Source organism: Streptomyces aurantiacus JA 4570, from assembly GCF_000414115.1.
GTDB classification, from domain to species: domain Bacteria; phylum Actinomycetota; class Actinomycetes; order Streptomycetales; family Streptomycetaceae; genus Streptomyces; species Streptomyces aurantiacus_A.
The window spans coordinates 1-21,356 of record NZ_AOPZ01000016.1 but is presented as its reverse complement, the minus strand read 5'-3'; the positions used below and the strand labels follow the sequence as shown (position 1 = coordinate 21,356).

Here is a 21,356-nt window from a genome sequence, read left to right as displayed (position 1 = left end):
AGGACGAGGGCCTGCGCATCACGCACAGCCGCACCGCATGGGCGCTGGCCTGCTTCTTCGGCCTCCAGGCCACCGCCGCGTACATCACCATGGGCTGGTTGCCGCAGATCTTCCGGGACGCGGGCGTGCCGGCCGGTGAGGCCGGGGTGCTGCTCGCCGTCACGATGGCCATGGGCGTGCCCCTCGCCTTCGTCATCCCGCGCGTGGCGACGCGGCTGTCCCACCAGGGTCCCGTGGTGGTCGCCCTCGGCACCTGCGGGCTCGCCGGGTACGCGGGCCTGTACTTCGCCCCGGCGGGCGGCGCCTGGGCGTGGGCGCTGCTGTGCGGCGTCTCCAACTGCGCCTTCCCGCTGGCCCTCACGATGGTCGGCATGCGCGCCAGGAGCAGCGCGGGCGTGGCCAAGCTCTCCGCCTTCGCGCAGAGCACCGGCTATCTGATCTCGATCCCGGGACCGCTGCTCGTCGGCGTGCTCTACCAGCACAGCGGCGGATGGGGCCTGCCCATCGCGCTCATGGCGGGCCTGATGGTGCCGCAGATCGCCGTCGGCATCGTGGCGGGCCGGGACCGCACCGTCGAGGACGAGGTGGCGGCGAAGGCGGCGGCCGCGCCGGCGGGAGCCTGACCCCGACGGCCGCCGTCCGCGCGCGGGGTGCGAGACTTGGCGCATGCCAGTGCTCGACCCGAACCCCCAGAACGGCCAGAAGAAGCTCCTGATCGTGCTCGGCGCGATGCTGGCCATCACCGTGATCATCGGAATCGTCGCGACGGTGGCCTCGCCCTGACGGCCTCTCAGCAGGCAGGGCGGGCCCCCGTGTCGCTCCGGCGTCCCCGTGCCGCCGCGGCGGAGGGCTCCGCGTCGCACGGATGGTGGGGCTAGCACCACCATCCCCTAGGGGGCCAGTGTCAGGGTTAACTGGGTGGATCACCGGATGGGTTGAAAGGCCCGGACTCCGTACCTTCGAGATGTGGCCGCGAGGACGCGGCACGGAGCACTCGAAGACCCTGGAGGCGGCATGCCGGTCCGTTCGCACACTCGACGCGACCCGGCGGACCAGGCGGAGCCGGCCGGCATCGAGATCCAGCTTCCGTGGTGGGCCATCGCGCTGCCCGCCATCGCCTTCGCGTCCCTGCTCCTGTTGATACTGAACCCGGCCGACGCCCACGCGGCGAGCGGTGAGCCCGTGGTGTCGGACCTGCTGCAGCGCGTCAGGGACCTGCTGAGCATCGCGGCCTGATCTTGGTCCCGCCCCGTTCCCGGCCCGGACCGAAGATCCCGAGCGGGGGTGCTCGGGACGCTCCGCCCCGGCCCCGGCAGTGCCCCGACCTCGTGCGTCACGTGGTGAAAGCCCCGTCACCCGTGTTGGCGGAGCCCGTCAACTCCCTGCGCTCCATGGCGTGTTTCATGCGAAGCTGGAATGCATGAGCGTCGCAGAACCCCGCAGGATTGTCCTTTTCCGGCATGCGAAGGCCGACTGGCCCGAGGTGGCCGACCACGAGCGCCCGCTCGCCGAGCGCGGCCGCAGGGACGCCCCCGTCGCCGGCCGCAAACTCGTCGACAGCGGCATCGCCTTCGACCTGGCCCTCTGCTCGACCGCCGCCAGGACCCGCGAGACCTGGAAGCTCGCCGTCCAGGAGTTCCCGCAGCGGCCCCGGACGGTGTATGAGGAGCGGGTCTATGAAGCCTCACCCGGCGAGCTGATCGCCGTGCTCAACGAAGTCCCGGACGACGCGCAGAACGTGGTCCTGATCGGCCACAACCCGGGCGTCCACGGCCTCGCCGACGTCCTCGCCGGTGAGGCGGAGGGGGACGCCCAGACGCGGATGAACCGCCGCGGCTTCCCGACGTCGGCCTTCGCCGTCCTGACGTACTCCGGGTCGTGGAAGGCCCTGGAGCCGGGCACGGCGACCCTGGTGGACTACTGGGCGCCGTCGGAGTAGCGGCAGATCGGTGTCCCGGCCATGGGCTCAGTGTTCTGACCCATGAGAGATCAGTGTTCGGCCCCATGAGTAAGGGCCCGGCGTCGAGGGGGCGCCGGGCCCTGTGCCGTGCACGGGGGCGTGCGGGACGTCCGGTACGGCGCTGTACGGGACGTGCCTGTGGTTGCCGGAGCGCTCGCGGCAGGCCCTAGTCGTGGTCCAGGTGCATGTCCGCGGCCTCGACCTCTTCGCGGGTGATGCCCAGGAGGTACAGGACGGTGTCGAGGAAGGGCACGTTCACGGCGGTGTGGGCGGCCTCGCGGACCATCGGCTTGGCGTTGAAGGCGACGCCCAGGCCGGCTGCGTTGAGCATGTCCAGGTCGTTGGCGCCGTCGCCGATCGCCACGGTCTGCTCCAGCGGGACGCCCGCCTCGGCGGCGAAGCGGCGCAGCAGCCGGGCCTTGCCCGCGCGGTCCACGATCTCGCCGGTCACCTTGCCGGTGAGCTTGCCGTCGACGATCTCCAGGGTGTTGGCGTGGGCGAAGTCCAGGCCGAGTCGTTCCTTCAGGTCGTCGGTGACCTGGGTGAAGCCGCCCGAGACCACACCGACCTGGTAGCCGAGGCGCTTGAGGGTGCGGATGAGGGTGCGGGCGCCCGGGGTCAGCCGGACCTCGGTCCTGACCTTGTCCACGGACGAGACGTCCAGGCCCTTGAGCAGGGCGACGCGGGCGTGCAGCGACTCCTCGAAGTCGAGTTCGCCGCGCATGGCCGCCGTGGTCACGGCGGCGACCTCCTCCTCGCAGCCCGCGTGCGCGGCGAAGAGCTCGATCACCTCGTCCTGGATCAGGGTCGAGTCGACGTCCATCACGACCAGGCGCTGGGCACGGCGGTGCAGGCCCGCGGCCACCACCGCGACGTCCACGCCGAGGGCGTGCGCCTCCGTCGCGAGCGCGGTCCGCAGGGGCTCGGTCTCCGTGCCGGAAACGGCGAACTCCACTGCGGTGACCGGGTACTTGGCGAGGCGGAAGATGCGGTCGATGTTGCCGCCCGTGCCCGTGATGCAGGCGGCGATCGCCGCCGTCGACTCGGCCGTCAGGGGGTGGCCGAGCACCGTGACCAGGGACCGGCCGAGGCCGCGCGGACGGTTGTCGCCCCGGCCCGAGATGATCTCGGCCTGGAGCTTCAGGGACTCCGCCCAGCTGTGGACCGTGGCCCGCAGATCGCCTTCCAGGCCGGTCGGCGGGGCGGTGACCAGGGCGCACAGCACTATCCGGCCCCGGGTCACGACCTGCTCGATGTCGACGACGTCCACGGAGTACGCGGCGAGGGTGTCGAAGAGGCCGGCGGTGATTCCTGGGCGGTCCTTGCCGAAGATCTTGACCAGGAGTGTGGGGATGTCGGCGTGTGCGCCGTCTCTGGCGGGGGCGCCTTCAGCGGTGGCCGTCGGGGCTGCTTCCGGGGTGGCCGTCGGGGTGGCTTCCTGGGCCGTTGCCCGGGTGGCTTCCGGCGTGCGCGCGTCGGGGGGCGTGGGTGGTGTCGAGGCACTCATGGTGATCCCCACGGTAGCTGGCCGCGCTTGCGGGGCGGTGGGGCTGTCCGGTCCTCGGACGCCTCGGCGGTCCCGGCGGGTGGGGGGTTCCTGTGCCGCCGCTGTCGCGGCGGATATCTCCCACCCGCCCACTCGCCCACTCGTTCACCGGAACAACACGCTCCAGGCCGGAAGCCCCCGGGGCCGACCGCCCTGCGGGCAGTCCACACCTACGGCGCCTAGCAAGGCCGTCCGGCGTCGCTGGGGCGGTCCGTGCCCTCCCTACGGGCGACCGGCCCGCACTGTGGGCGGCTGGGGCGGGCACAGCCCAGGCCGACGGTGCCCGTACTGCGTGGGGGACACAGCCCAACCGGCGGCACGCCCTCAGCCCGCGTTCACCCCTTCCGCCTCGGAGGCGGAGGCGGAGGTGGTGGAGGCGGCGGAGGCGGAGGCCAGTCCGCCTCACCCCGGCGTCCCCGCTTGGACCCGCCCCCGGCGGGCGGTACCACCGGCCCGGCAACCGTGGGCGCCCCGCTCACCTGCGGCGGCACCCCACCCGTACGCGGTGGCACCCCACCCGCCTGCGAAGGCGCACCACCCGCCCCCGGAGGCGCACCGCCGGCCTGCGAAGGCGCCGCCCCCGAGGCCCCGGGCGCACCCGCCCCCGGACCCCCCGGCACCCGCAGATACGGATTCGTCTCCGCCCGAGGCGGCCGATACGGCGTGCTCTCCCGGTAGGGGCCGGGCCCCGGAGACACCAGCTCCGGCCCCGCGCCGAGCGCCAGCGGCGCGGCCCGCCCCCCTGCCGCCCCGGTCGCGCGAGCGAGCAGAGCCCCCGCCGCGCCGGCGGCCACGCCCCAGGCACCCCCCAGCAGCACCGCCATCCCCAGCTCCCCGTGCAGCTCGAGCCCCGCCCCGAACGCGTCGAAGCCGAAGACCGACATAGAGGCGTCCGCCGTGACCGTCGTCAGCCATGCCATCAGCGGCAGCGCCACCGCCGTGACAAGACCGAGCCGCAGCGCGCAGCGGGCGGCGAAGCCGACGGCACCCATGTCACGTACCAGCGGACTGCGCACAGCCGTCAGCACCCCGGCGAACAGCATCATCAGGACCGCGGCCACCGCCAGCAGCCACACCCGGCCGTCGAGTTCGGCGAGCCGCCCGAGCGTCAGGGGCTTGTTGGTGTCGCCGCTCAGGAGGTCGTCGACAGGGTCGGGCAGGAACCGCGCCAGCGGGCCCGACACCTCGCCGTTGTAGGGAACGAAGAGCCCCACGGGCAGGCCGAGGAACACACCGTTCGGCGTCCCGAGCAGCGCGCCGCCCGCGATCCGCTTCGGGTGGGCGTCGCCGATCATCGCGTACGCAGCCGCCGCGACCCCGGCGAGCACGGCCATCAGCACCACCGTGACGAGCGCGGACGCGGCGGGCCGCACGACGCGGTGCAGGAATTCGAGGCCGGGCGGCAGCGGGGTGCGGCGCGAGGCGAGCAGGGCGATGAGCAGCACGACGGCCACCCAGATCGCGCCACCGAGCAGCGTGGCCCCGGTGTCGACGGTGAAGCCCACCGCGGCCTCCGCCTCGACGAGGTCGTCGAGGCGGTCGGGCAGCAGCCCGCCGATGTCCCCGATGCCCCCGATGTCCTTCAGGCCGTCGGGAATCCGGTCCCCGATACCTCCGGGGAGATTGTCCAGACCTTTGTCGAGCCCTTTGTCGATTCCCTTGTCGATGCCGAGCTGTTTGCCATCGATCGTGATGACATCGTGTCCGGCCCAGGCGAGACCGCCGAGCATGGCGAGGAAAAGCGCGATCACCGCGCCCGCGCGGGCGGCGAGTTCGGCCGGCGAGATCACAACTCCCGCACTGCGCAAGGAACGCAAGAAGAAGAACGCGAGCAGCACCGCGCCCACGAGACCCACACCGAGCGGGGTGACGTCGATGGCCGTGGTCGCCTCCGCGCCTTCGAGACCGAAGGCCGACACGTCTCCGGAGGGAGTGACGGAACCGCCGACGCCGAGCGCCACGGCCGCCGCGGTCATCGGCCCGAGCGACCCCGCCGCGTCCGCGCCCAGCAGATGCAGCCCCAGCGCGGCCGTGCCCGCCATGCCGATCAGTGCCCAGCTCACCGCGGCTATCGCGGAGAGCAGCACATCACCCCAGGGCACCCGCCGCGGCACACCCTGCCGCACATCCTCGTACCGGCCGGTCTCCATGGGACCCCCCGAGCTCGCAGCGCGCATCGCCCTCTCGGCACGGACACGCGCGAAGGAACCCGCAGGGCGCATGAAAGACATGAAAGACATGACTGGCATGGCAGACATGACTGGTATCGCTGACATGAGCGATATGCGCGCAATGCACGTGATCCGTACTCGCTGAGAGCCCTTACTACTCTCCGGGGCGGTATCTGCCCCGTCAACGGGGCAGTCATAGTGGCCCGTACGCAGTCTTCACAAGGCCCGACTTTCGGTCAGAGCCCTCCGCCTGAAATAGTTCCTCCCGATGTTCGACATCCCTAGACTCCCCATGATGGGGGCAACTCGGGGGACAACTCAGTGGGGCATGGAGTGCCGGAACTCGTACTGGAATTGAATGGCAGGACCTGGACGCTCGATTCGTCCAGGGCATACACCCTCGGGCGTGATCCCCAGGGTGACATCGCGCTGGACGACGCCAGGGTCTCCTGGCGGCACGCGACGATCAGTTGGGGCGGGCGCAGTTGGGTCATTGAGGACCACGGCTCCACCAACGGCACTTTCGTGCAGGGGCAGCGGATCCATCAGATGGAGATCGGCCCTGGATCGGCCGTCCACCTGGGCAACGCGACCGACGGCCCGCAGCTGGTCCTCTCCGGTGGCGCCGCCGCGGCCATGTCCGCGCCGGGAGCGCAGCAGCAGGCGCAGCACGCGCCGCCGCAGCACGCCCCCGGCCAGGCGGGGCAGCAGGGCGCGCCGGGCTGGGCCGGGCAGGGGCAGCAGCCGCAGCATCAGGCACCGCAGCATCAAGCGCCGCAGTATCAGGCGCCTCAGCAGCAGATGCAGCAGCAGGCGCCCCAGCAGCAGATGCCGCAGCAGCAGTCCTGGCCGCAGCAGGGCCAGGGGCAGGTTCCGCAGCAGCAGGGCCCGGGCGCGGGCGTGGGATCCGGCGGCGCGGCGGGGGCCCCGCCGGTCTACGGCGACCGCAGCCCGACGACGTACCACCAGTTCTCGCTTGGCCGAAAGATGCGCATCGGCCGTGCCCTGGAGAACGAGCTGGTGGTCTCCGACCTCCAGGTCTCGCGTCTGCACGCGGAGTTCACGGCGTCGCCCGACGGCCGCTTCGAGCTGCGCGACCTGGGCTCGCACAACGGCACATACGTCAACGGCATGCCGATAGCGAAGTCGTCCACGGTCCTCATCGGCCCGAACGACATCGTGGGCGTCGGCCACTCGACGTTCCGCCTCGTCGGCGACCGCCTCGAGGAGTTCGTCGACACCGGAGACGTCTCCTTCTCCGCGCGCCACCTGACCGTCACGGTCGACGGCGGCAAGCAGATCCTCAAGGACGTCTCCTTCGGCGTCCCGGAGAAGTCGCTCATCGCGGTCATCGGCCCCTCGGGCTCCGGAAAGTCCACCCTGCTCAAGGCGCTCACCGGCTACCGGCCCGCCAACCAGGGCGACGTCCTCTACGACAACCGGAACCTGTACAAGCAGTTCGCCGAGCTGCGCCAGCGCATCGGTCTGGTCCCGCAGGACGACATCCTGCACAAGGAGCTGACCGTCAGCAAGGCCCTCAAGTACGCGGCCAAGCTGCGCTTCCCCGCCGACACCAGCGAGCAGGAGCGCCAGCAGCGCATAGGCGAGGTGCTGCGCGAGCTGAAGCTCGACATCCACAAGGACAAGAAGGTCACCTCGCTCTCGGGCGGCCAGCGCAAGCGTGTGTCGGTGGCCCTGGAGCTGCTGACCAAGCCGTCCCTGATTTTCCTGGACGAGCCGACCTCCGGCCTCGACCCGGGCATGGACCGCGACGTCATGCAGCTCCTGCGCGGCCTCGCCGACGACGGCCGTACGGTCCTCGTCGTCACGCACTCGGTGGCCGAGCTGGCCATCTGCGACAAGCTGCTGGTGATGGCGCCTGGCGGTTCGGTGGCGTACTTCGGCCCGCCCGAGGAGGCCCTGAACTTCTTCGGCTACAGCACCTGGGCCGATGTCTTCTCCGCGTTCGAGAACTACCGCGACTACGACTGGGCGGGCCGCTGGAAGGGCTCGCAGCACTACCAGATGTACGCCGCGGACATCGACGCCGTCGCCGCGCAGTCCGTACGCATGCCGCCGGCGCAGGCGATGAAGCCGCCCAAGCCGCAGGGCTGGGTCTCGCAGCTGGTCACCCTGATCCGCCGCTATGTGTCGGTCATCGTCTCCGACAAGGGCTTCATGGCGCTGATGCTGATCCTGCCTGCGGTGCTCGGCGCGGTCAGCCTGTTGATCGACCCGGACAAGGGTCTGCTGCCGAATGTGAACCCGCAGACCGGCAAGATCCTCCCGAACGGCACGGCCACCACCGTGCTCCTGATCCTCGCGGTCGGCGCGTGCTTCGCGGGCGCGGCCAACTCGGTCCGTGAGCTGATCAAGGAACGGGTGATCTACGAACGGGAGCGCGCGACCGGCCTGTCGCGCTCCGCGTATCTGATGTCCAAGGTCATCGTCCTCGGCTTCATCACGGTGCTGCAGGGCGCCCTGGTCGGCGCGATCGGCTTCTCCAGCCGTGAGATCCCGGAGAAGGGCCTGGTCTTCGGCGGCGGGGTGCTTCTCGAGCTCTCCTTGCCGATCATGGCGCTCGGCTTCACCTCGATGATGTTCGGCCTGATCATCTCGGCCCTGGTGAAGACCGCCGAGAAGACCATGCCGCTGCTGGTCATGTTCGCGATCATCCAGGTCGTGTTCACCGGCTGCCTGTTCATCCTGCACGGCACGGTCGGCGTCAATCAGTTCTCGTACCTGATGCCCTCGCGCTGGGCGGTCGCCGCCGCCGGTACGACGCTGGACTTCAACAAGATCAGCCCGAACCCGGACGACCCGGGCAGCACGGACCCGCTGTGGGACCACGAGGCCGCGGCCTGGGGCATGGACATGGCCGCCCTGCTCGCCCTCGGCGCCTTCTGCGGCTTCCTGGTCGCCCGCTTCCTGCGCCGCCACGAGCCGGAGGTCATGCGCAAGTAGGCGCACGACGTACGAGAGTAAGTACGAGAAGGGCGGCACCCCGCACGGGGTGCCGCCCTTCGGCGTCAGTGAGCCTCGGTTGAAGAGGTCCGGGTCGTACGACTCAGTAGGCGCCGTTCACGTTGTCGATCGAGCCGTAGCGGTCGGCGGCGTAGTTGGCCGCGGCCGTGATGTTGGCGACCGGGTCGTAGATGTTCGTCGAGGTGCCGGACACGTGGTACGCGTCGAACGTCGGCTGGATGACCTGGAGCAGGCCGATCGAAGGCGTGCCGTTGATCGCGTTGATGTCCCAGCCGTTCTTGGCGTTCGGGTTGCCCGTGGACTCGCGCATGATGTTGCGGTGCAGCCCGTCGTACGAGCCGGGGATGCCCTTGGACTTCATGATGTCGAGGGACTGGCGGATCCAGCCGTCGAGGTTGTTGGCGTAGACGGGCTTGCGGGCGGCCGCGCGGCTGGCGGTCTCCTTGGCCTTGCGGTCGGCCTCGGCCTTCTTCTTCGCGGCCTCGGCGTCGGCCTTCTTCTTCGCCGCGGCGTCGGCGGCGGCCTTCTTGTCGGCGGCGGCCTTCGCGGCAGCGGCGTCCTTGGCCTGCTTGCTGGCGTTGGACTGCTGCTTGCTGACGCTCTGCTGCGCGTCGACGGGCACGGACCAGGCAGCCGAGTGGGTGCCCAGCGCCTCGGTCTGAGCTTCGGAGCTGCCCGGCACGATCGAGAAGGCGAGGGCGGCGGCACCGAGGGTGGCAACACCGGCGATCGAGAACTTCTGGGTCTTGGTCAGAGTAGAGCGACTATGACCAGAGGTGACGTGCTTGGACATGGGAGATGGACCTCTTCGTAAATCGGGAGGTCGCTCTGCACCGGCGGGGGACAGATTGCTTCCGGCAAAACGCCGCGGTACGAGACCGCGGCGTTCGAGCGACGGGAGCAATTCTTAGCTGGCGCAAAATTCTGTGGCAAAGGCATGACGTACGATCCCGGGTAGTGGATCAGGGGGTCTGCCGCCGCCCCCGGTGCCCGCCCTTAACCCCCGTTTACTGGGCCCATGGATCCACTAGGGAGCTTCGTACGTGATGTGCGCCCTATGCGCGGCCTCACATCGGACGCGTAACAGTCTCACCATGAGTTGCTACAGCAATGCTCTCGGTGAGCAAACTCGTCCGGAAGGAGGAGGTGCACGTCGCCGAACTCATGCCAGAGGTAGAGATGGCGTACCGCCTCGGCATAACCGCGCTCCACCGCGGCCCGCCCCGCCACCGCCTCCAGCATCAGCAGGTGCGACGCCTCGGGCTCGTGCAGGCCCGTGAGGAGCCCGTCCACCACCCGCACACCCCGCTCCGGCGTCACCACAAGATCCGTACGCCCCGCCGCCGCACGGACCACCCCGTCAGGACCGGCAGCCGACTCCACGGCCCGCACAGCCGTCGTCCCCACCGCCACGACCCGCCCGCCCGTCTCCCGCCACCGCCCTTCCAAGGAAGCGCTACGCGCCCTCTCTCTTCCCGCCCGCACCGCGTTGATCAGCCGCGCCGACGCCTCCGGCACCTCGAAGCGCTCCGGATACGGCGGCTCGTGCACCTCCGGCGACGCCACCCCCGTGTGCAGCCGGACCGGCGCGAACTGCACGCCCCGGCTCACCAGGCGTGCCACCAGGCGCGCGGTGAACGGCCGCGCCGCGCTCGGCATCTCCGCGCTGCCCGTGCCGTCGGCGGACGGCAGCGCGAAGACCGTCTGGTAGACGGACAGCGGCTGATCCCGCTCCGTGTAGGCGTACCGAATGGGACGCCCGTGCCGCCGCAGCAGCCGCGGCACGTCTGTCGGTACCCGCGCCCACCACAGCCGCGCGCTGTCCGCGCTCAGCGGCTCCTCGCACACCAGACGCACGCCTCCGGGGAGCTCCACCTCTGTCCCCGCGGGCCCGCCCGCCCGCGCGCGTGTAGTGCCGCGCTCATCGGGATCACGCAGCTCGACGGCCCACCGGCCGTCCTCGCCGAGCGTCGAGAAATGCACCACTACGCGCGCGTGTACGCGCACGTGCCCCTTGTCCTGGTCCCCGCGCGCGTCCAGCAGCCGCCCGTCGACGGCGGCGGCCAGCGTCGGCGAGGTGTTCACCACGAGCAGGTCCCCGGCGCGCAGCAAGTGCGGCAGCTCACCGAAGCCGTGGTGCGACACCTGCGTACCGCGCGAGACCAGCAGCCGCACCGAGTCCCTGCGCAGCCCCCGGCCGCGCTGCTCGACCGGGAGCGCCGCGTGCAGCCCCTCGGGCACCCGCACCGCGACCGTCATGACGCCACCAGCAGGGAGGGGGCGTCATAGCGGCCGCTCACCGGCCGCTCGTCGAGCAGCCGCAGGAAGGCGGGCACCACCGTCCCCGGCAGCGGCCGCGGATCCGCGTCGTCGGGCACCGCGGCCCGGTACAGGTCCGTGCCCATGTCGCCCGGATCGACGGCCCACACCCGCAGCGCGGGCTCCTCCTCGCCGAGCACCGCCGACAACTGGTCGAGCGCGGCCTTCGACGCCCCGTATCCGCCCCACGTCTCGTACGCCTCGGCGCCCGCGTCGGAGCTGACATTGATCACCGCGCCTCCCGCGCGCGAGGCCCGCAACAGCGGCAGCGCCTGCTGTACGAGACCGAGCGCGGCCACGACATTCGTCTCCAGCGCCCGCCGCAGCCCTTCCAGGGCGAGCGCGTCCAGCCGGACCAGCGGCTCGGCGCCGAGCGCGCTCGCGTTGTTCACGAGCAGGTCGAGGCCGCCCAGGGCGCGGGCACCTGCGATCAGCTCCCCGCGATGCTCCGCGTCCGTCACGTCCCCGGCCACCGCGCGCACCCGGCCGCTGTGCCCGGCGAGCTCCCGCGCCGTCTCTTCGAGCACCGACCCCGTTCTCGCGTCGAGGACGAGGTCCCAGCCCCGCTCCGCGAGCGCCGCGGCCAGCGCCCGCCCCAGCCCTTTCGAAGCCCCCGTGATGATCGCTACCGGCATGACAACCGTCCCCTCGTGATCCTCGGCGCCCTCGTGGCAGTACCGGCTTCCACGCTAGGAACGGCCCCCCGCCGCGCGCCTCGTCCGGCGGGAGCACCCCGCGAAGTCCCTTTGCCCTAGGCCGTCCGCTGGGCCTAGGCCCCGGGTCCTAGAGCCCTGCCGCCACAGGTCGGATACGCGCTGTCACACCCCGCCGGTACGGTTGGGCCATGAGTCAAGGACCCCGATCCGGCCTGTACGCGGTCAGCTCCGCGCTGCTCGCCATGAGCAGCCAGCTGGAGGTGCGCGACGTCCTCAAGACGATCGTCGCCTCCGCCCGTGAACTGCTGGACGCGGAGTATGCGGCCCTCGGCGTCCCCGACGACCACGGCGGCTTCGCCCAGTTCGTCGTCGACGGCGTCAGTGAGGAGCAGTGGAAGGCCATCGGCCCGCTGCCCCGCCAGCACGGCATCCTCGCCGCGATGCTGCGCAAGGCCGAGCCCGAGCGCCTCGCCGACGTGCGCGAGGACCCCCGCTTCGAGGGCTGGCCCGCCGCCCACCCGGACATGTCCGACTTCCTCGGCCTCCCGATCCGGTACGGCGACGAGACGCTCGGCGCCCTCTTCCTGGCCAACAAGCAGTGCCCCAAGCCGACCGGCGGCTGCGGCTTCGACGAGGACGACGAGGAGCTCCTGTCGATCCTCGCCCAGCACGCCGCGATCGCCCTGACCAACGCCCGGCTGTACGAACGCAGCCGCGAGCTGACCATCGCCGAGGAGCGCTCCCGCCTCGCCCACGAACTGCACGACGCGGTCAGCCAGAAGCTGTTCTCCCTGCGCCTGACCGCCCAGGCAGCCGCCGCCCTGGTGGACCGCGACCCGGCGCGCGCCAAGGGCGAGCTCCAACAGGTCGCGGCGCTCGCGGCCGAGGCGGCCGACGAACTGCGCGCCGCCGTGGTGGAGTTGCGCCCCGCGGCCCTTGACGAGGACGGCCTGGTCGCCACGCTGCGCACGCACGCGCAGGTCCTGGACCGCGCCCACTCCGCCACCGTCACCTTCGAGAGCAGCGGGGTGCGCGCCCTGCCCGCCGCCCAGGAGGAGGCCATGCTGCGCGTCGCCCAGGAGGCACTGCACAACGCGCTGCGGCACGCGGAGGCGGAGCACGTCGCCGTCGCGCTGCGGAAGCACGGCCCCGGAGCGGTGCTGCGCGTGACGGACGACGGCAAGGGATTCGACCCACGCGTGATCCGGCGCGCCGGGCGGCACTTGGGTCTGGTCTCCATGCGGGACCGGGCAGGCGGGGTCGGCGGACGGCTGACCGTGGAGTCGGAGCCCGGCAAGGGCACGACGATCGAGATGGAGGTCCCCGGTGGCTGACTCTGTGCTCAACCCGAAGGCAGGCATCCGGGTGCTGCTGGTCGACGACCACCAGGTGGTCCGCCGCGGTCTGCGTACGTTCCTGGAGATCCAGGACGACATCGAGGTCGTCGGTGAGGCGTCCGACGGCGCCGAAGGAGTGGCGTGCGCCGAGGAGTTGAAGCCGGACGTCGTCCTGATGGACGTCAAGATGCCCGGCATGGACGGCGTCGAGGCGCTGCGCAAACTCCGTGAACTGGCCAACCCCGCGCGCGTATTGATCGTCACGAGCTTCACCGAGCAGCGCACGGTCGTCCCGGCCCTGCGAGCGGGCGCGGCGGGCTATGTGTACAAAGACGTCGACCCCGAGGCCCTCGCCGGAGCCATCCGCTCCGTGCACGCCGGGCACGTCCTGCTCCAGCCCGAGGTGGCGGGCGCCCTGCTGTCCCAGGAAGAGGCCAACCACACGCAGGGGAGAGGCGGTTCCCTCACCGAGCGGGAGCGCGAGGTGCTCGGCCTGATCGCGGACGGCCGGTCGAACCGCGAGATCGCCCGCGCGCTCGTGCTCTCCGAGAAGACGGTCAAGACCCATGTGTCGAACATCCTCATGAAGCTGGACCTCGCCGACCGCACCCAGGCCGCCCTGTGGGCCGTGCGGCACGGCGTCACCGGCTGATTCCGCAGGTCCTCGGGCCGGCGCGGCCGCGGGAGTGGATGTCAGCACGGACCGTCGCGTTCCGGGCTGAGATTCATACCGTCGTGTGGATGTCCCCCATTCGGCGCATCCCCCGAGGCGCCCGGCCGTTCTCCAGTGCGTGCTGCGGCGGCTGGCCGCAGCTTCCGCTCAGGAGGAACTCAGAAGTGAAGAACCTGAAGAAGGCCGCTGCCGTCACGATGGTGGCCGGTGGCCTGCTCGCCGCCGGTGCCGGCGTTGCTTCCGCCCACGGTGGCGCGAACGCCGACGGCGTGGCCAAGAACTCCCCCGGCATCGTCTCCGGCAACCTGGTCCAGGCCCCGGTGCACATCCCGGTGAACGCCTGCGGCAACACCCTCTCCGTTGTCGGCGTCCTGAACCCGACGTTCGGCAACGTCTGCGAGAACGTCTGATCGCACCCCGCGCGATCCGCCGATCACGGTCATGCGATCGGCGTCGCGGCGACCGGCCCCGCAGCGCACCCGCGGGCGGGGCCGGTCGCGTTCTCCGCACCCCCGCACCACCCGGCCTCCCCGGCGTCCTCGCCGCCGCGCCGGACATCCCCCTTGACCCCGCAGCCGGGGTCGCACCGTCACTGGAGGAACACGTCCCATGAACATTGCCAAGAAGGCCGCCCTGGCCGTCGCCGTCGCCGGTCTCGCCGCGGGTGCCTCCGCCGGAGCCGCCGCCGCCACCTCCGGTGCCGACGCGAACGGCCACGCCACCAAGTCCCCGGGCATCGGCTCCGGCAACCTCGTCCAGGCCCCGGTCCACGTCCCGGTGAACGCCACCGGCAACGGCGTGAACGCGGTCGGCATCCTGAACCCGACGCTGGGCAACTCGTCGGTCAACCAGTGACACGCTGACCCGGAGGGCCCCGCGGATCACACGGTCCGCGGGGCCCTCGGCGTCGAGCGCTCCGCCGGATGTGCCGCACTGTGCCGCCGGACGTCCGCGGGTTCGTCGTGGCTGGTCGCGCCCGCGCGGCGGTGGCTGGTCGCGCCCGCGCGGCGGAGCGCATATGTCAGGGCCCCGCGCCCCTTCGGGGCCCGACCGAACCACAGCGGACTTCACCAAGTCCGCGTGGCCCACCAAGTCCGCAGGAGGAGCCAGAGGCTCAGCGCCCGCCCCGCTCCCGCTCCTCGACGTAAGCGTTGTACGCGGCCACCTGAGCCCGCCGCGCGACCCGCTCCACCGGCCGCAGGGCCGCCGCCCGCGCCCCCATCTCCGACGCGCTCACAGCTCCGCCGTGCCCGTTCTCGTACGCCACCGAGATCAGCAGCCCGACCCGCTGCGCCAGCTCCAACACCCGCACCGCACGCGGCGGATACCCCGGAGCGAGCACCTCACGCCCCCGCTCGGCGCGCGCCCGGTACGCGTCGACCGCGGCCTCCGCGACCGGCCCCGACGCCGCCACGTCGAGCCGCGCGAGCACCTCCGTCGCCTCCCGCAGCGCGTCCGCGAGCTCCCGCTCCGCCTCACCCAGCGAGGGCACGTCCGCGGGCGGCGCCTCCCGTACCGGCAGGCAGTGCCACACCACCTCCACGTGGACGTCCTCGGCGTCGGCGGCACCCTCGGGCCCCGCCTCGTACACCTCCGGCACGAGCCCGTACGGCGCACCCGTCGCGACGACCGCCTCCTCCGCCTCCAGGGCCCGCTCGTTGAAGGCCGGCGGGCCGCTCAGGCCGAGCGGATGCCCCGGCGCGGGCAGCGCCACCCGCAGCCCCGTCACGCCGAGCGCGCGCAGCCGCCCGAGCGCCAGCGTCAGACCGACCGGTGCCGACTCGCCGGGCAGCCCCTCGACCCGGTGCACCGAGTCGCCGCCCACGATCGCGTGCACCGCGTCGTCAGGTGAAACAAGTCCGGCCAAAAGGGCGTTTCCCCAAGCGGCCAAGCGTCCTGAGCGTGGTTCCGAGAGCATGCGTACAGCCTAAGGACCGGCCTCGGCACGGGAACGGTCGGCCGGTGGCGTAGGTTTTATCCGGGGGCCGCGTCCACAGACGCGGACATGCGAGCGACAGCCGAGAGAGCAATGGGAGACAACGCGCTCATGAGCGATGTACTGGAGCTTAAGGACGTATCCGTGGTCCGAGAGGGCCGGGCTCTGGTGGACCAGGTCTCCTGGTCGGTCAAGGAAGGGGAGCGCTGGGTCATCCTCGGCCCGAACGGCGCCGGCAAGACCACCCTCCTCAATGTCGCGTCCAGCTACCTCTTCCCGAGCAAGGGCACCGCCACCATCCTCGGCGAGCAGCTCGGCAGGGTCGACGTGTTCGAGCTGCGCCCCCGCATCGGCATGGCGGGCATCGCCATGGCCGACAAGCTCCCCAAGGGCCAGACCGTCCTGCAGACGGTCCTCACCGCCGCGTACGGCATGACCGCCGGCTGGCACGAGGACTACGAGGACATCGACGAGCAGCGCGCCCGCGCCTTCCTCGACCGCCTCGGCATGAGCGACTACCTGGACCGCCGGTTCGGCACCCTCTCCGAGGGCGAGCGCAAGCGCACCCTGATCGCCCGCGCCCTGATGACCGACCCCGAGCTGCTGCTCCTCGACGAGCCCGCCGCCGGCCTCGACCTCGGCGGCCGCGAGGACCTCGTACGCCGCCTCGGCCGCCTCGCCCGCGACCCCATCGCCCCCTCGATGATCATGGTCACGCACCACGTCGAGGAGATCGCCCCCGGCTTCACCCACGTCCTGATGATCCGTCAGGGCAAGGTCATGGCCGCGGGCCCGCTGGAGCTGGAGCTCACCTCGCGCAACCTCTCGCTCTGCTTCGGCCTGCCGCTGGTCGTCGAGCAGCGGGGCGAACGCTGGTCGGCCCAGGGTCTGCCGCTCGGCTGATCGCGCACGCCCTGTCGGGATCGGGACCGGCGGTCCTACCATGACCATGTGGACATCGACGCATGGGTGTGGTGGCTGATCGGCGCGGTCGCCCTCGGAATCCCGCTGGTAATGACCGCGATGCCGGAGTTCGGCATGCTCGCCGTCGGCGCGGTCGCGGCCGCCGTGACCGCGGGTCTCGGCGGGGGAGTGGTGATGCAGGCGGTGGTCTTCGCCGTCGTCTCGGTCGCCCTCATCGCGGTCGTACGCCCGATCGCCGCCCGGCACGGCGCGCAGCGCCCCCAACTCGTCAGCGGCGTCGAGGCGTTGAAGGGCAGATCCGCGGTCGTTCTGGAGCGGGTCGACTCCTCCGGGGGGCGCATTAAACTCGCGGGCGAGATCTGGTCGGCGCGGCCGCTCGACACCGAGCAGAGCTTCGAGCCCGGCCAGGAGGTGGACGTCGTCGAGATCGACGGGGCGACGGCCGTCGTCATGTGACCCGGCGTCCGGGCCCAACAGCCGTACGGCTGACGGCCCGTGACGTCGGGTGATCCGAACGCCCCCCGGCCGGCGCGGCGTTCTGACAGACTCGACCCGCGAGATCTCAAGATCTTCCGGAAACACCGAAGCGACCTCCGGAAACACCGAAGCAAGAAGGGCACGGGGAACCAACGATGGAACCAATCATCATCGTCCTGATCATTCTGGTGGTGCTGGTCTTCATCGCCCTGATCAAGACGATCCAGGTCATCCCGCAGGCCAGCGCCGCGATCGTGGAGCGCTTCGGCCGCTACACGCGCACGCTGAACGCGGGCCTGAACATCGTCGTCCCGTTCATCGACTCCATCCGCAACCGCATCGACCTGCGTGAACAGGTCGTCCCGTTCCCGCCCCAGCCGGTGATCACCCAGGACAACCTGGTCGTGAACATCGACACGGTCATCTACTACCAGGTCACCGACGCCCGCGCCGCGACGTACGAAGTCGCCAGCTACATCCAGGCGATCGAGCAGCTCACCGTCACCACCCTGCGCAACATCATCGGTGGCATGGACCTGGAGCGGACCCTGACCTCCCGCGAGGAGATCAACGCGGCCCTGCGCGGCGTCCTCGACGAGGCCACCGGCAAGTGGGGCATCCGCGTCAACCGCGTCGAGCTGAAGGCGATCGAGCCGCCCACCTCCATCCAGGACTCGATGGAGAAGCAGATGCGCGCCGACCGTGACAAGCGCGCCGCGATCCTCCAGGCGGAGGGTGTCCGCCAGTCCGAGATCCTGCGGGCCGAGGGTGAGAAGCAGTCCGCGATCCTGCGGGCCGAGGGTGAGGCCAGGGCCGCGGCCCTGCGCGCCGAGGGCGAGGCCCAGGCCATCCGCACGGTCTTCGAGTCCATCCACGCGGGCGACCCGGACCAGAAGCTCCTCTCCTACCAGTACCTCCAGATGCTCCCGAAGATCGCCGAGGGCGACGCGAACAAGCTCTGGATCGTCCCCAGCGAGATCGGCGACGCCCTCAAGGGCCTCGGCGGAGCGCTCGGCAACTTCGGTCCCCTCACCGGCGGTGGCGGCGGAGGGGGCGGCGCCAAGAGCGCGGGCGGCGTGGAGCGCCGCGAGCAGCCGCCCATCGACTGACGCGACCGCCGCTGTCGTACGTACGACAGCGGCGCATCCCCGTACGTACGACGCTGGGGCCGCCCTCCACTCGGAGGGCGGCCCCAGCGTCCGTCACGTACTCAGGCGGCGGGCTGCGCCAGCCAGTCCGGCAGCGCCTCGAAGTCCTCGCGCCCGAGCGCGAGCAGCATCGCGTTCGCCGGCGTCGGCTCGAACGGCTGCCGCAGCAGCGGCATCCCGGCCTGCTCCGGCGTGCGGTCCGCCTTGCGGTGGTTGTCCATCGCGCACGACGCCACCGTGTTCAGCCACGAGTCGGCGCCGCCCTGGGAGCGCGGCACCACGTGGTCGACGGTGGTCGCGCGCCTGCCGCAGTACGCGCACCGGTGCTGGTCACGCACCAGGACACCCCGCCGCGACCAAGGCGCACGTCTTCGGAAGGGCACCCGTACATACCTGCAGAGTCTGATCACCCGGGGCACCGGAAGCTCCACGGTGGCGGCGCGCACCCGCAGCGCGGGGTGGGACTGCTCGACGACGGCCTTGTCCTGCAGCACCAGCACGACGGCGCGATTCAGCGTCACCGTCGACAGCGGCTCGAAGCTCGCGTTCAGCACAAGCGTGTCCCGCATCTCGCCCACCTCCCGTGTGCACCGGCCCACCTCCTGGCGGGCTGGATCAACTCTGGCCGGGCACGCCGGGTAGGACAACGCAATAAAAGATGCCCGCCCCTGATCACTTCCAAGACCAGGGGCGGGCAAACGTTCAATGAACGCTGAGCTGTCGCGAGCTCGTGCGGGGTTGCGGCTAGCTGTCGGCCACCGCCGCGTACTCCGCGATGACCTGGGCGCGGGCCAGCGTGTGGAACCGCAGGTTGAAGCCGACGACGGCGGGCGAGGCGTCCGAGTCCGGGCCGAGCTTCTCCTGGTCGACCGCGTACACGGTGAACACATAGCGGTGCGCTGGGTCGCCCGGCGGCGGGGCGGCGCCGCCGAAGTCCTTCGTCCCGTAGTCGTTGCGCACCTGGACGGCGCCCTCCGGGAGCCCCTCGAACTTGCCGCTGCCCGCGCCCGCCGGCAGCTCGGTGACCGAGGCCGGGATGTCGAACACGGACCAGTGCCAGAACCCGCTCCCCGTGGGGGCGTCCGGGTCGAAGCACGTCACGGCGAAGCTCTTCGTCTCCGGCGGGAAGCCCTCCCACCGCAGCTGCGGCGAGGTGTTCCCGGCCGCGTACACCTGGTCGTCCTTGAGTACCGCACCCGGCTCGAAGTCCGCGCTCACGACCGTGAACGACGGCACGGCCGGGTGGAAGTCATGGGGCAGCGGCGGCCTCTTGACCTCGGTCACGTAGGCACCTCCTGATCGGTTCCGGTTACGTCCATGTCGGCGATCGCTCGCCGCCTCGAGCCTAGGTCCTGTCCGGCGGCTCGGCGTGGAGCCACCGGACGGAGGCCCTAGAACCAGTTGCGCTTGCTGCCGACCTGGGACAGCCACTCATTGAGGTACGCCGCCCAGTCGGTGCCCTGGAAGTCGTTGAGCCCGACCTTGAACGACTTGTACGAATCGCTGCCCTCGCTGAACAGGCCCGGCTTCTTGTCCATCTCCAGGACGACGTCCATCTCCCGGTCGTCCGCGACGAAGCTCAACTCGACCTGGTTCAGGCCGCGGTACTGCTCCGGGGGGAAGAACTCGATCTCCTGGTAGAACGGCAGCTTCTGCCGGGTGCCGCGGATGTGGCCGCGCTCCATGTCCGCGCTCTTGAAGCGGAAGCCGAGCTGCCCGAAGGCGTCGAGGATCGCCTGCTGCGCCGGCAGCGGGTGCACGTTCACCGGGTCGAGGTCGCCGGAGTCCACGGCGCGGGCGATCTCCAGCTCCGTGGTCACGCCGATGTTCATGCCGTGCAGCTGACGCCCGGCGAAGTGGGTGATGGGGGTCTCCCAGGGGATGTCGAGCCCGAACGGCACCGCGTGCACCGCGTTCGCCTTCAGCTCGAAGGCACCGCCGAGCCGCTGCTTGATGAACTCGATGTCCTGCTTGACCTCCTGGTCGTTGCCCTCGACCTCGACCCGCGCCTGCAGGCCGACGGACAGCGCCTCGATCCGCTGGTCGACGTTCCCGCCCTGGATGCGCACCTCGCCCTGGACGACACCGCCCGGCACGACGTTGGCCTCGGTGAGCACCGTCTCCACGGAGGCCCCGCCGGCACCCAGACTCGCCAGCAGCTTCTTGAACCCCATGATTCTCCTCCCCAGGCCCCGCCTGTGGCTTGACTCGATCGATTGACCGTCGACCTTCGACAACGTACAAACGCAATCGGACGGCACGCGGTTCCACACCGGCGCCTCGCGCCCTCACCCTCGTGGCACGAGCGTCCGGAGGCCACCCTGCACGCCGAACCCGTACACATTCGGTGCAGTACGCTCGTACGACATGATCGTGGCCCCTGACCGTACGCCCCTGCCCCGCGACTTCTTCGACCGACCCGTCCTGGAGGTGGCGCCCGACCTGCTCGGCCGCATCCTCGTGCGGAACACCCCGGACGGCCCGATCGAGCTGCGCCTGACAGAGGTCGAGGCGTACGAGGGGGAGGCGGACCCCGGCTCCCACGCCTATCGCGGCCGCACGGCCCGCAACAGCGTGATGTTCGGCCCGCCGGGATACGTGTACGTCTACTTCACGTACGGCATGTGGCACTGCATGAACCTGGTGTGCGGCCCGGAGGGCAAGGCGGGCGCGGTCCTGCTGCGGGCCGGTGAGATCACCGAGGGCGCCGAGCTCACCCGCGAACGACGACTCTCGGCCCGCAACGACAAGGAACTGGCCAAAGGACCTGCCCGCCTGGCCACGGCCCTCGACGTGGACCGCCGCCTCGACGGCGCCGACGTCTGCGCGGGCACCGACGCCCCGCTCACGGTCCTGACCGGCGCGCCTACGGACCCCTCCCAGGTCAGGACCGGCCCCCGCACGGGAGTGGGCGGCGAGGGCAGCGTCCACCCATGGCGCTTCTGGACGGCCAACGACCCTACGGTGAGCCCCTATCGGGCTCATTCACCTCGACGTCGCCGAACTTGACGCGGCGTTGGTGCTTCCGTAACGTAGCCCGAGCCGCTTGACCCGGGTACGGCATTCAGCCAGCAGCCGGAAGCGGCCAACCACTACCTACGACTTCCCTTCAGCGGGGTCCTGTTTCGCATGTCCGCATGCCGAAATTGAATCCGCGGAACTCGATTATGAGTTGCCAGGGAGATCCGCTAACGTAGTGAACACGCCGAAAGGCAAAGGCCCTC

At 71.1% G+C, this 21,356-nt stretch carries 21 protein-coding genes and 1 pseudogene; 13 read left to right on the top strand and 9 right to left on the bottom strand.

All coding sequences use genetic code 11. The features are described from left to right. From STRAU_RS01890 to STRAU_RS01880, 4 genes and pseudogenes are all read left to right on the top strand, one after another. Positions 1 to 623 (top strand): annotated as a pseudogene (locus tag STRAU_RS01890) (MFS transporter); the annotation flags it as partial. Positions 624 to 666: 43 nt separating this feature from the next. Beyond that, positions 667 to 783: an SGM_5486 family transporter-associated protein gene (locus STRAU_RS43375; RefSeq protein WP_106967776.1), complete on the top strand. Its 117-nt coding sequence runs from the start codon at positions 667 to 669 to the stop codon at positions 781 to 783. Between the two features lie 231 nt (positions 784 to 1,014). Next, a complete protein-coding gene (locus STRAU_RS01885) occupies positions 1,015 to 1,236 on the top strand; it encodes a hypothetical protein (RefSeq protein ID WP_016638514.1) in 222 nt (73 codons plus the stop codon). A 184-nt stretch (positions 1,237 to 1,420) separates the two neighbouring features. Then, a complete protein-coding gene (locus STRAU_RS01880; RefSeq protein WP_016638513.1) occupies positions 1,421 to 1,939 on the top strand; it encodes a SixA phosphatase family protein in 519 nt (172 codons plus the stop codon). 187 nt (positions 1,940 to 2,126) lie between these two features. Here STRAU_RS01880 and serB read toward each other — a convergent pair whose 3' ends face one another. Then, complete coding sequence (gene serB, locus STRAU_RS01875; RefSeq protein ID WP_259299802.1) at positions 2,127 to 3,467, bottom strand: phosphoserine phosphatase SerB; 1,341 nt, start codon at positions 3,465 to 3,467, stop codon at positions 2,127 to 2,129. Between the two features lie 374 nt (positions 3,468 to 3,841). Beyond that, positions 3,842 to 5,656 carry a streptophobe family protein gene (locus tag STRAU_RS01870; RefSeq protein WP_016638511.1) on the bottom strand — a complete coding sequence of 605 codons (1,815 nt, stop codon included), beginning with the start codon at positions 5,654 to 5,656 and terminating at the stop codon, positions 3,842 to 3,844. Between the two features lie 342 nt (positions 5,657 to 5,998). Here STRAU_RS01870 and STRAU_RS01865 point away from each other — a divergent pair, with 342 nt between their 5' ends. Beyond that, entirely contained in the window at positions 5,999 to 8,641 is a 2,643-nt protein-coding gene (locus STRAU_RS01865) for an ABC transporter ATP-binding protein/permease (RefSeq protein WP_078620915.1), read from the top strand. Between the two features lie 103 nt (positions 8,642 to 8,744). Here STRAU_RS01865 and STRAU_RS01860 read toward each other — a convergent pair whose 3' ends face one another. The 3 genes from STRAU_RS01860 to STRAU_RS01850 form a co-directional block, all read right to left on the bottom strand. Further along, a complete protein-coding gene (locus STRAU_RS01860; RefSeq protein ID WP_016638509.1) occupies positions 8,745 to 9,455 on the bottom strand; it encodes a transglycosylase SLT domain-containing protein in 711 nt (236 codons plus the stop codon). 296 nt (positions 9,456 to 9,751) lie between these two features. Then, complete coding sequence (locus tag STRAU_RS01855; RefSeq protein WP_016638508.1) at positions 9,752 to 10,921, bottom strand: S-adenosylmethionine:tRNA ribosyltransferase-isomerase; 1,170 nt, start codon at positions 10,919 to 10,921, stop codon at positions 9,752 to 9,754. Beyond that, positions 10,918 to 11,616, bottom strand: coding sequence for an SDR family NAD(P)-dependent oxidoreductase (locus tag STRAU_RS01850; RefSeq protein ID WP_016638507.1), 699 nt, complete (start codon positions 11,614 to 11,616; stop codon positions 10,918 to 10,920). The genes STRAU_RS01855 and STRAU_RS01850 overlap by 4 nt, the downstream gene beginning before the upstream one ends. A 209-nt stretch (positions 11,617 to 11,825) precedes the next feature. Here STRAU_RS01850 and STRAU_RS01845 point away from each other — a divergent pair, with 209 nt between their 5' ends. From STRAU_RS01845 to STRAU_RS01830, 4 genes are all read left to right on the top strand, one after another. Next, a complete protein-coding gene (locus tag STRAU_RS01845) occupies positions 11,826 to 12,971 on the top strand; it encodes a GAF domain-containing sensor histidine kinase (RefSeq protein WP_016638506.1) in 1,146 nt (381 codons plus the stop codon). Continuing rightward, positions 12,964 to 13,626 carry a response regulator gene (locus tag STRAU_RS01840; RefSeq protein WP_310592213.1) on the top strand — a complete coding sequence of 221 codons (663 nt, stop codon included), beginning with the start codon at positions 12,964 to 12,966 and terminating at the stop codon, positions 13,624 to 13,626. Before STRAU_RS01845 ends, STRAU_RS01840 begins: the two co-directional genes overlap by 8 nt. Before the next feature lie 185 nt (positions 13,627 to 13,811). Next, positions 13,812 to 14,057, top strand: a complete 246-nt coding sequence (locus STRAU_RS01835; RefSeq protein WP_016638504.1) for a chaplin — start codon at positions 13,812 to 13,814, stop codon at positions 14,055 to 14,057. 199 nt (positions 14,058 to 14,256) lie between these two features. After that, complete coding sequence (locus tag STRAU_RS01830; protein WP_016638503.1) at positions 14,257 to 14,502, top strand: chaplin; 246 nt, start codon at positions 14,257 to 14,259, stop codon at positions 14,500 to 14,502. A 259-nt stretch (positions 14,503 to 14,761) separates the two neighbouring features. Here the strand turns inward: STRAU_RS01830 and STRAU_RS01825 are convergent, their stop codons facing one another. Further along, positions 14,762 to 15,565 carry a hypothetical protein gene (locus STRAU_RS01825; RefSeq protein ID WP_078620914.1) on the bottom strand — a complete coding sequence of 268 codons (804 nt, stop codon included), beginning with the start codon at positions 15,563 to 15,565 and terminating at the stop codon, positions 14,762 to 14,764. A 129-nt stretch (positions 15,566 to 15,694) separates the two neighbouring features. Between STRAU_RS01825 and STRAU_RS01820 the strand changes: the two genes are divergently transcribed. The 3 genes from STRAU_RS01820 (at position 15,695) to STRAU_RS01810 (ending at position 18,093) form a co-directional block, all read left to right on the top strand. After that, complete coding sequence (locus tag STRAU_RS01820; RefSeq protein ID WP_037657071.1) at positions 15,695 to 16,486, top strand: ABC transporter ATP-binding protein; 792 nt, start codon at positions 15,695 to 15,697, stop codon at positions 16,484 to 16,486. A 48-nt stretch (positions 16,487 to 16,534) separates the two neighbouring features. Next, positions 16,535 to 16,963, top strand: a complete 429-nt coding sequence (locus STRAU_RS01815) for an NfeD family protein (RefSeq protein ID WP_016638500.1) — start codon at positions 16,535 to 16,537, stop codon at positions 16,961 to 16,963. Between the two features lie 176 nt (positions 16,964 to 17,139). Then, positions 17,140 to 18,093: an SPFH domain-containing protein gene (locus STRAU_RS01810; protein ID WP_016638499.1), complete on the top strand. Its 954-nt coding sequence runs from the start codon at positions 17,140 to 17,142 to the stop codon at positions 18,091 to 18,093. A 101-nt stretch (positions 18,094 to 18,194) separates the two neighbouring features. Here the strand turns inward: STRAU_RS01810 and STRAU_RS01805 are convergent, their stop codons facing one another. The 3 genes from STRAU_RS01805 to STRAU_RS01795 all read right to left on the bottom strand — a co-directional run bounded on the left by STRAU_RS01805 (position 18,195) and on the right by STRAU_RS01795 (position 20,306). After that, on the bottom strand, positions 18,195 to 18,701 hold the full coding sequence (locus STRAU_RS01805; protein ID WP_037657069.1) for an HNH endonuclease: 507 nt from the start codon (positions 18,699 to 18,701) through the stop codon (positions 18,195 to 18,197). Positions 18,702 to 18,876: 175 nt separating this feature from the next. Then, on the bottom strand, positions 18,877 to 19,416 hold the full coding sequence (locus STRAU_RS01800; protein ID WP_016638497.1) for a YbhB/YbcL family Raf kinase inhibitor-like protein: 540 nt from the start codon (positions 19,414 to 19,416) through the stop codon (positions 18,877 to 18,879). 107 nt (positions 19,417 to 19,523) lie between these two features. Beyond that, positions 19,524 to 20,306, bottom strand: a complete 783-nt coding sequence (locus STRAU_RS01795; protein WP_016638496.1) for a sporulation protein — start codon at positions 20,304 to 20,306, stop codon at positions 19,524 to 19,526. A 193-nt stretch (positions 20,307 to 20,499) separates the two neighbouring features. Here STRAU_RS01795 and STRAU_RS01790 point away from each other — a divergent pair, with 193 nt between their 5' ends. Next, entirely contained in the window at positions 20,500 to 21,141 is a 642-nt protein-coding gene (locus STRAU_RS01790) for a DNA-3-methyladenine glycosylase (protein ID WP_016638495.1), read from the top strand. The last annotated feature ends 215 nt before the right edge of the window (positions 21,142 to 21,356 follow it).

Coding starts and splice junctions, on each gene's coding strand:
- STRAU_RS43375 (WP_106967776.1), top strand. CDS start 667: ATGCCAGTGCTCGACCCGAACCCCCAGAACGGCCAGAAGAAGCTCCTG.
- STRAU_RS01885 (WP_016638514.1), top strand. CDS start 1,015: ATGCCGGTCCGTTCGCACACTCGACGCGACCCGGCGGACCAGGCGGAG.
- STRAU_RS01880 (WP_016638513.1), top strand. CDS start 1,421: ATGAGCGTCGCAGAACCCCGCAGGATTGTCCTTTTCCGGCATGCGAAG.
- serB (WP_259299802.1), bottom strand. CDS start 3,467: ATGAGTGCCTCGACACCACCCACGCCCCCCGACGCGCGCACGCCGGAA.
- STRAU_RS01870 (WP_016638511.1), bottom strand. CDS start 5,656: ATGGAGACCGGCCGGTACGAGGATGTGCGGCAGGGTGTGCCGCGGCGG.
- STRAU_RS01860 (WP_016638509.1), bottom strand. CDS start 9,455: ATGTCCAAGCACGTCACCTCTGGTCATAGTCGCTCTACTCTGACCAAG.
- STRAU_RS01855 (WP_016638508.1), bottom strand. CDS start 10,921: ATGACGGTCGCGGTGCGGGTGCCCGAGGGGCTGCACGCGGCGCTCCCG.
- STRAU_RS01850 (WP_016638507.1), bottom strand. CDS start 11,616: ATGCCGGTAGCGATCATCACGGGGGCTTCGAAAGGGCTGGGGCGGGCG.
- STRAU_RS01845 (WP_016638506.1), top strand. CDS start 11,826: ATGAGTCAAGGACCCCGATCCGGCCTGTACGCGGTCAGCTCCGCGCTG.
- STRAU_RS01830 (WP_016638503.1), top strand. CDS start 14,257: ATGAACATTGCCAAGAAGGCCGCCCTGGCCGTCGCCGTCGCCGGTCTC.
- STRAU_RS01825 (WP_078620914.1), bottom strand. CDS start 15,565: ATGCTCTCGGAACCACGCTCAGGACGCTTGGCCGCTTGGGGAAACGCC.
- STRAU_RS01820 (WP_037657071.1), top strand. CDS start 15,695: ATGAGCGATGTACTGGAGCTTAAGGACGTATCCGTGGTCCGAGAGGGC.
- STRAU_RS01810 (WP_016638499.1), top strand. CDS start 17,140: ATGGAACCAATCATCATCGTCCTGATCATTCTGGTGGTGCTGGTCTTC.
- STRAU_RS01805 (WP_037657069.1), bottom strand. CDS start 18,701: ATGCGGGACACGCTTGTGCTGAACGCGAGCTTCGAGCCGCTGTCGACG.
- STRAU_RS01795 (WP_016638496.1), bottom strand. CDS start 20,306: ATGGGGTTCAAGAAGCTGCTGGCGAGTCTGGGTGCCGGCGGGGCCTCC.
- STRAU_RS01790 (WP_016638495.1), top strand. CDS start 20,500: ATGATCGTGGCCCCTGACCGTACGCCCCTGCCCCGCGACTTCTTCGAC.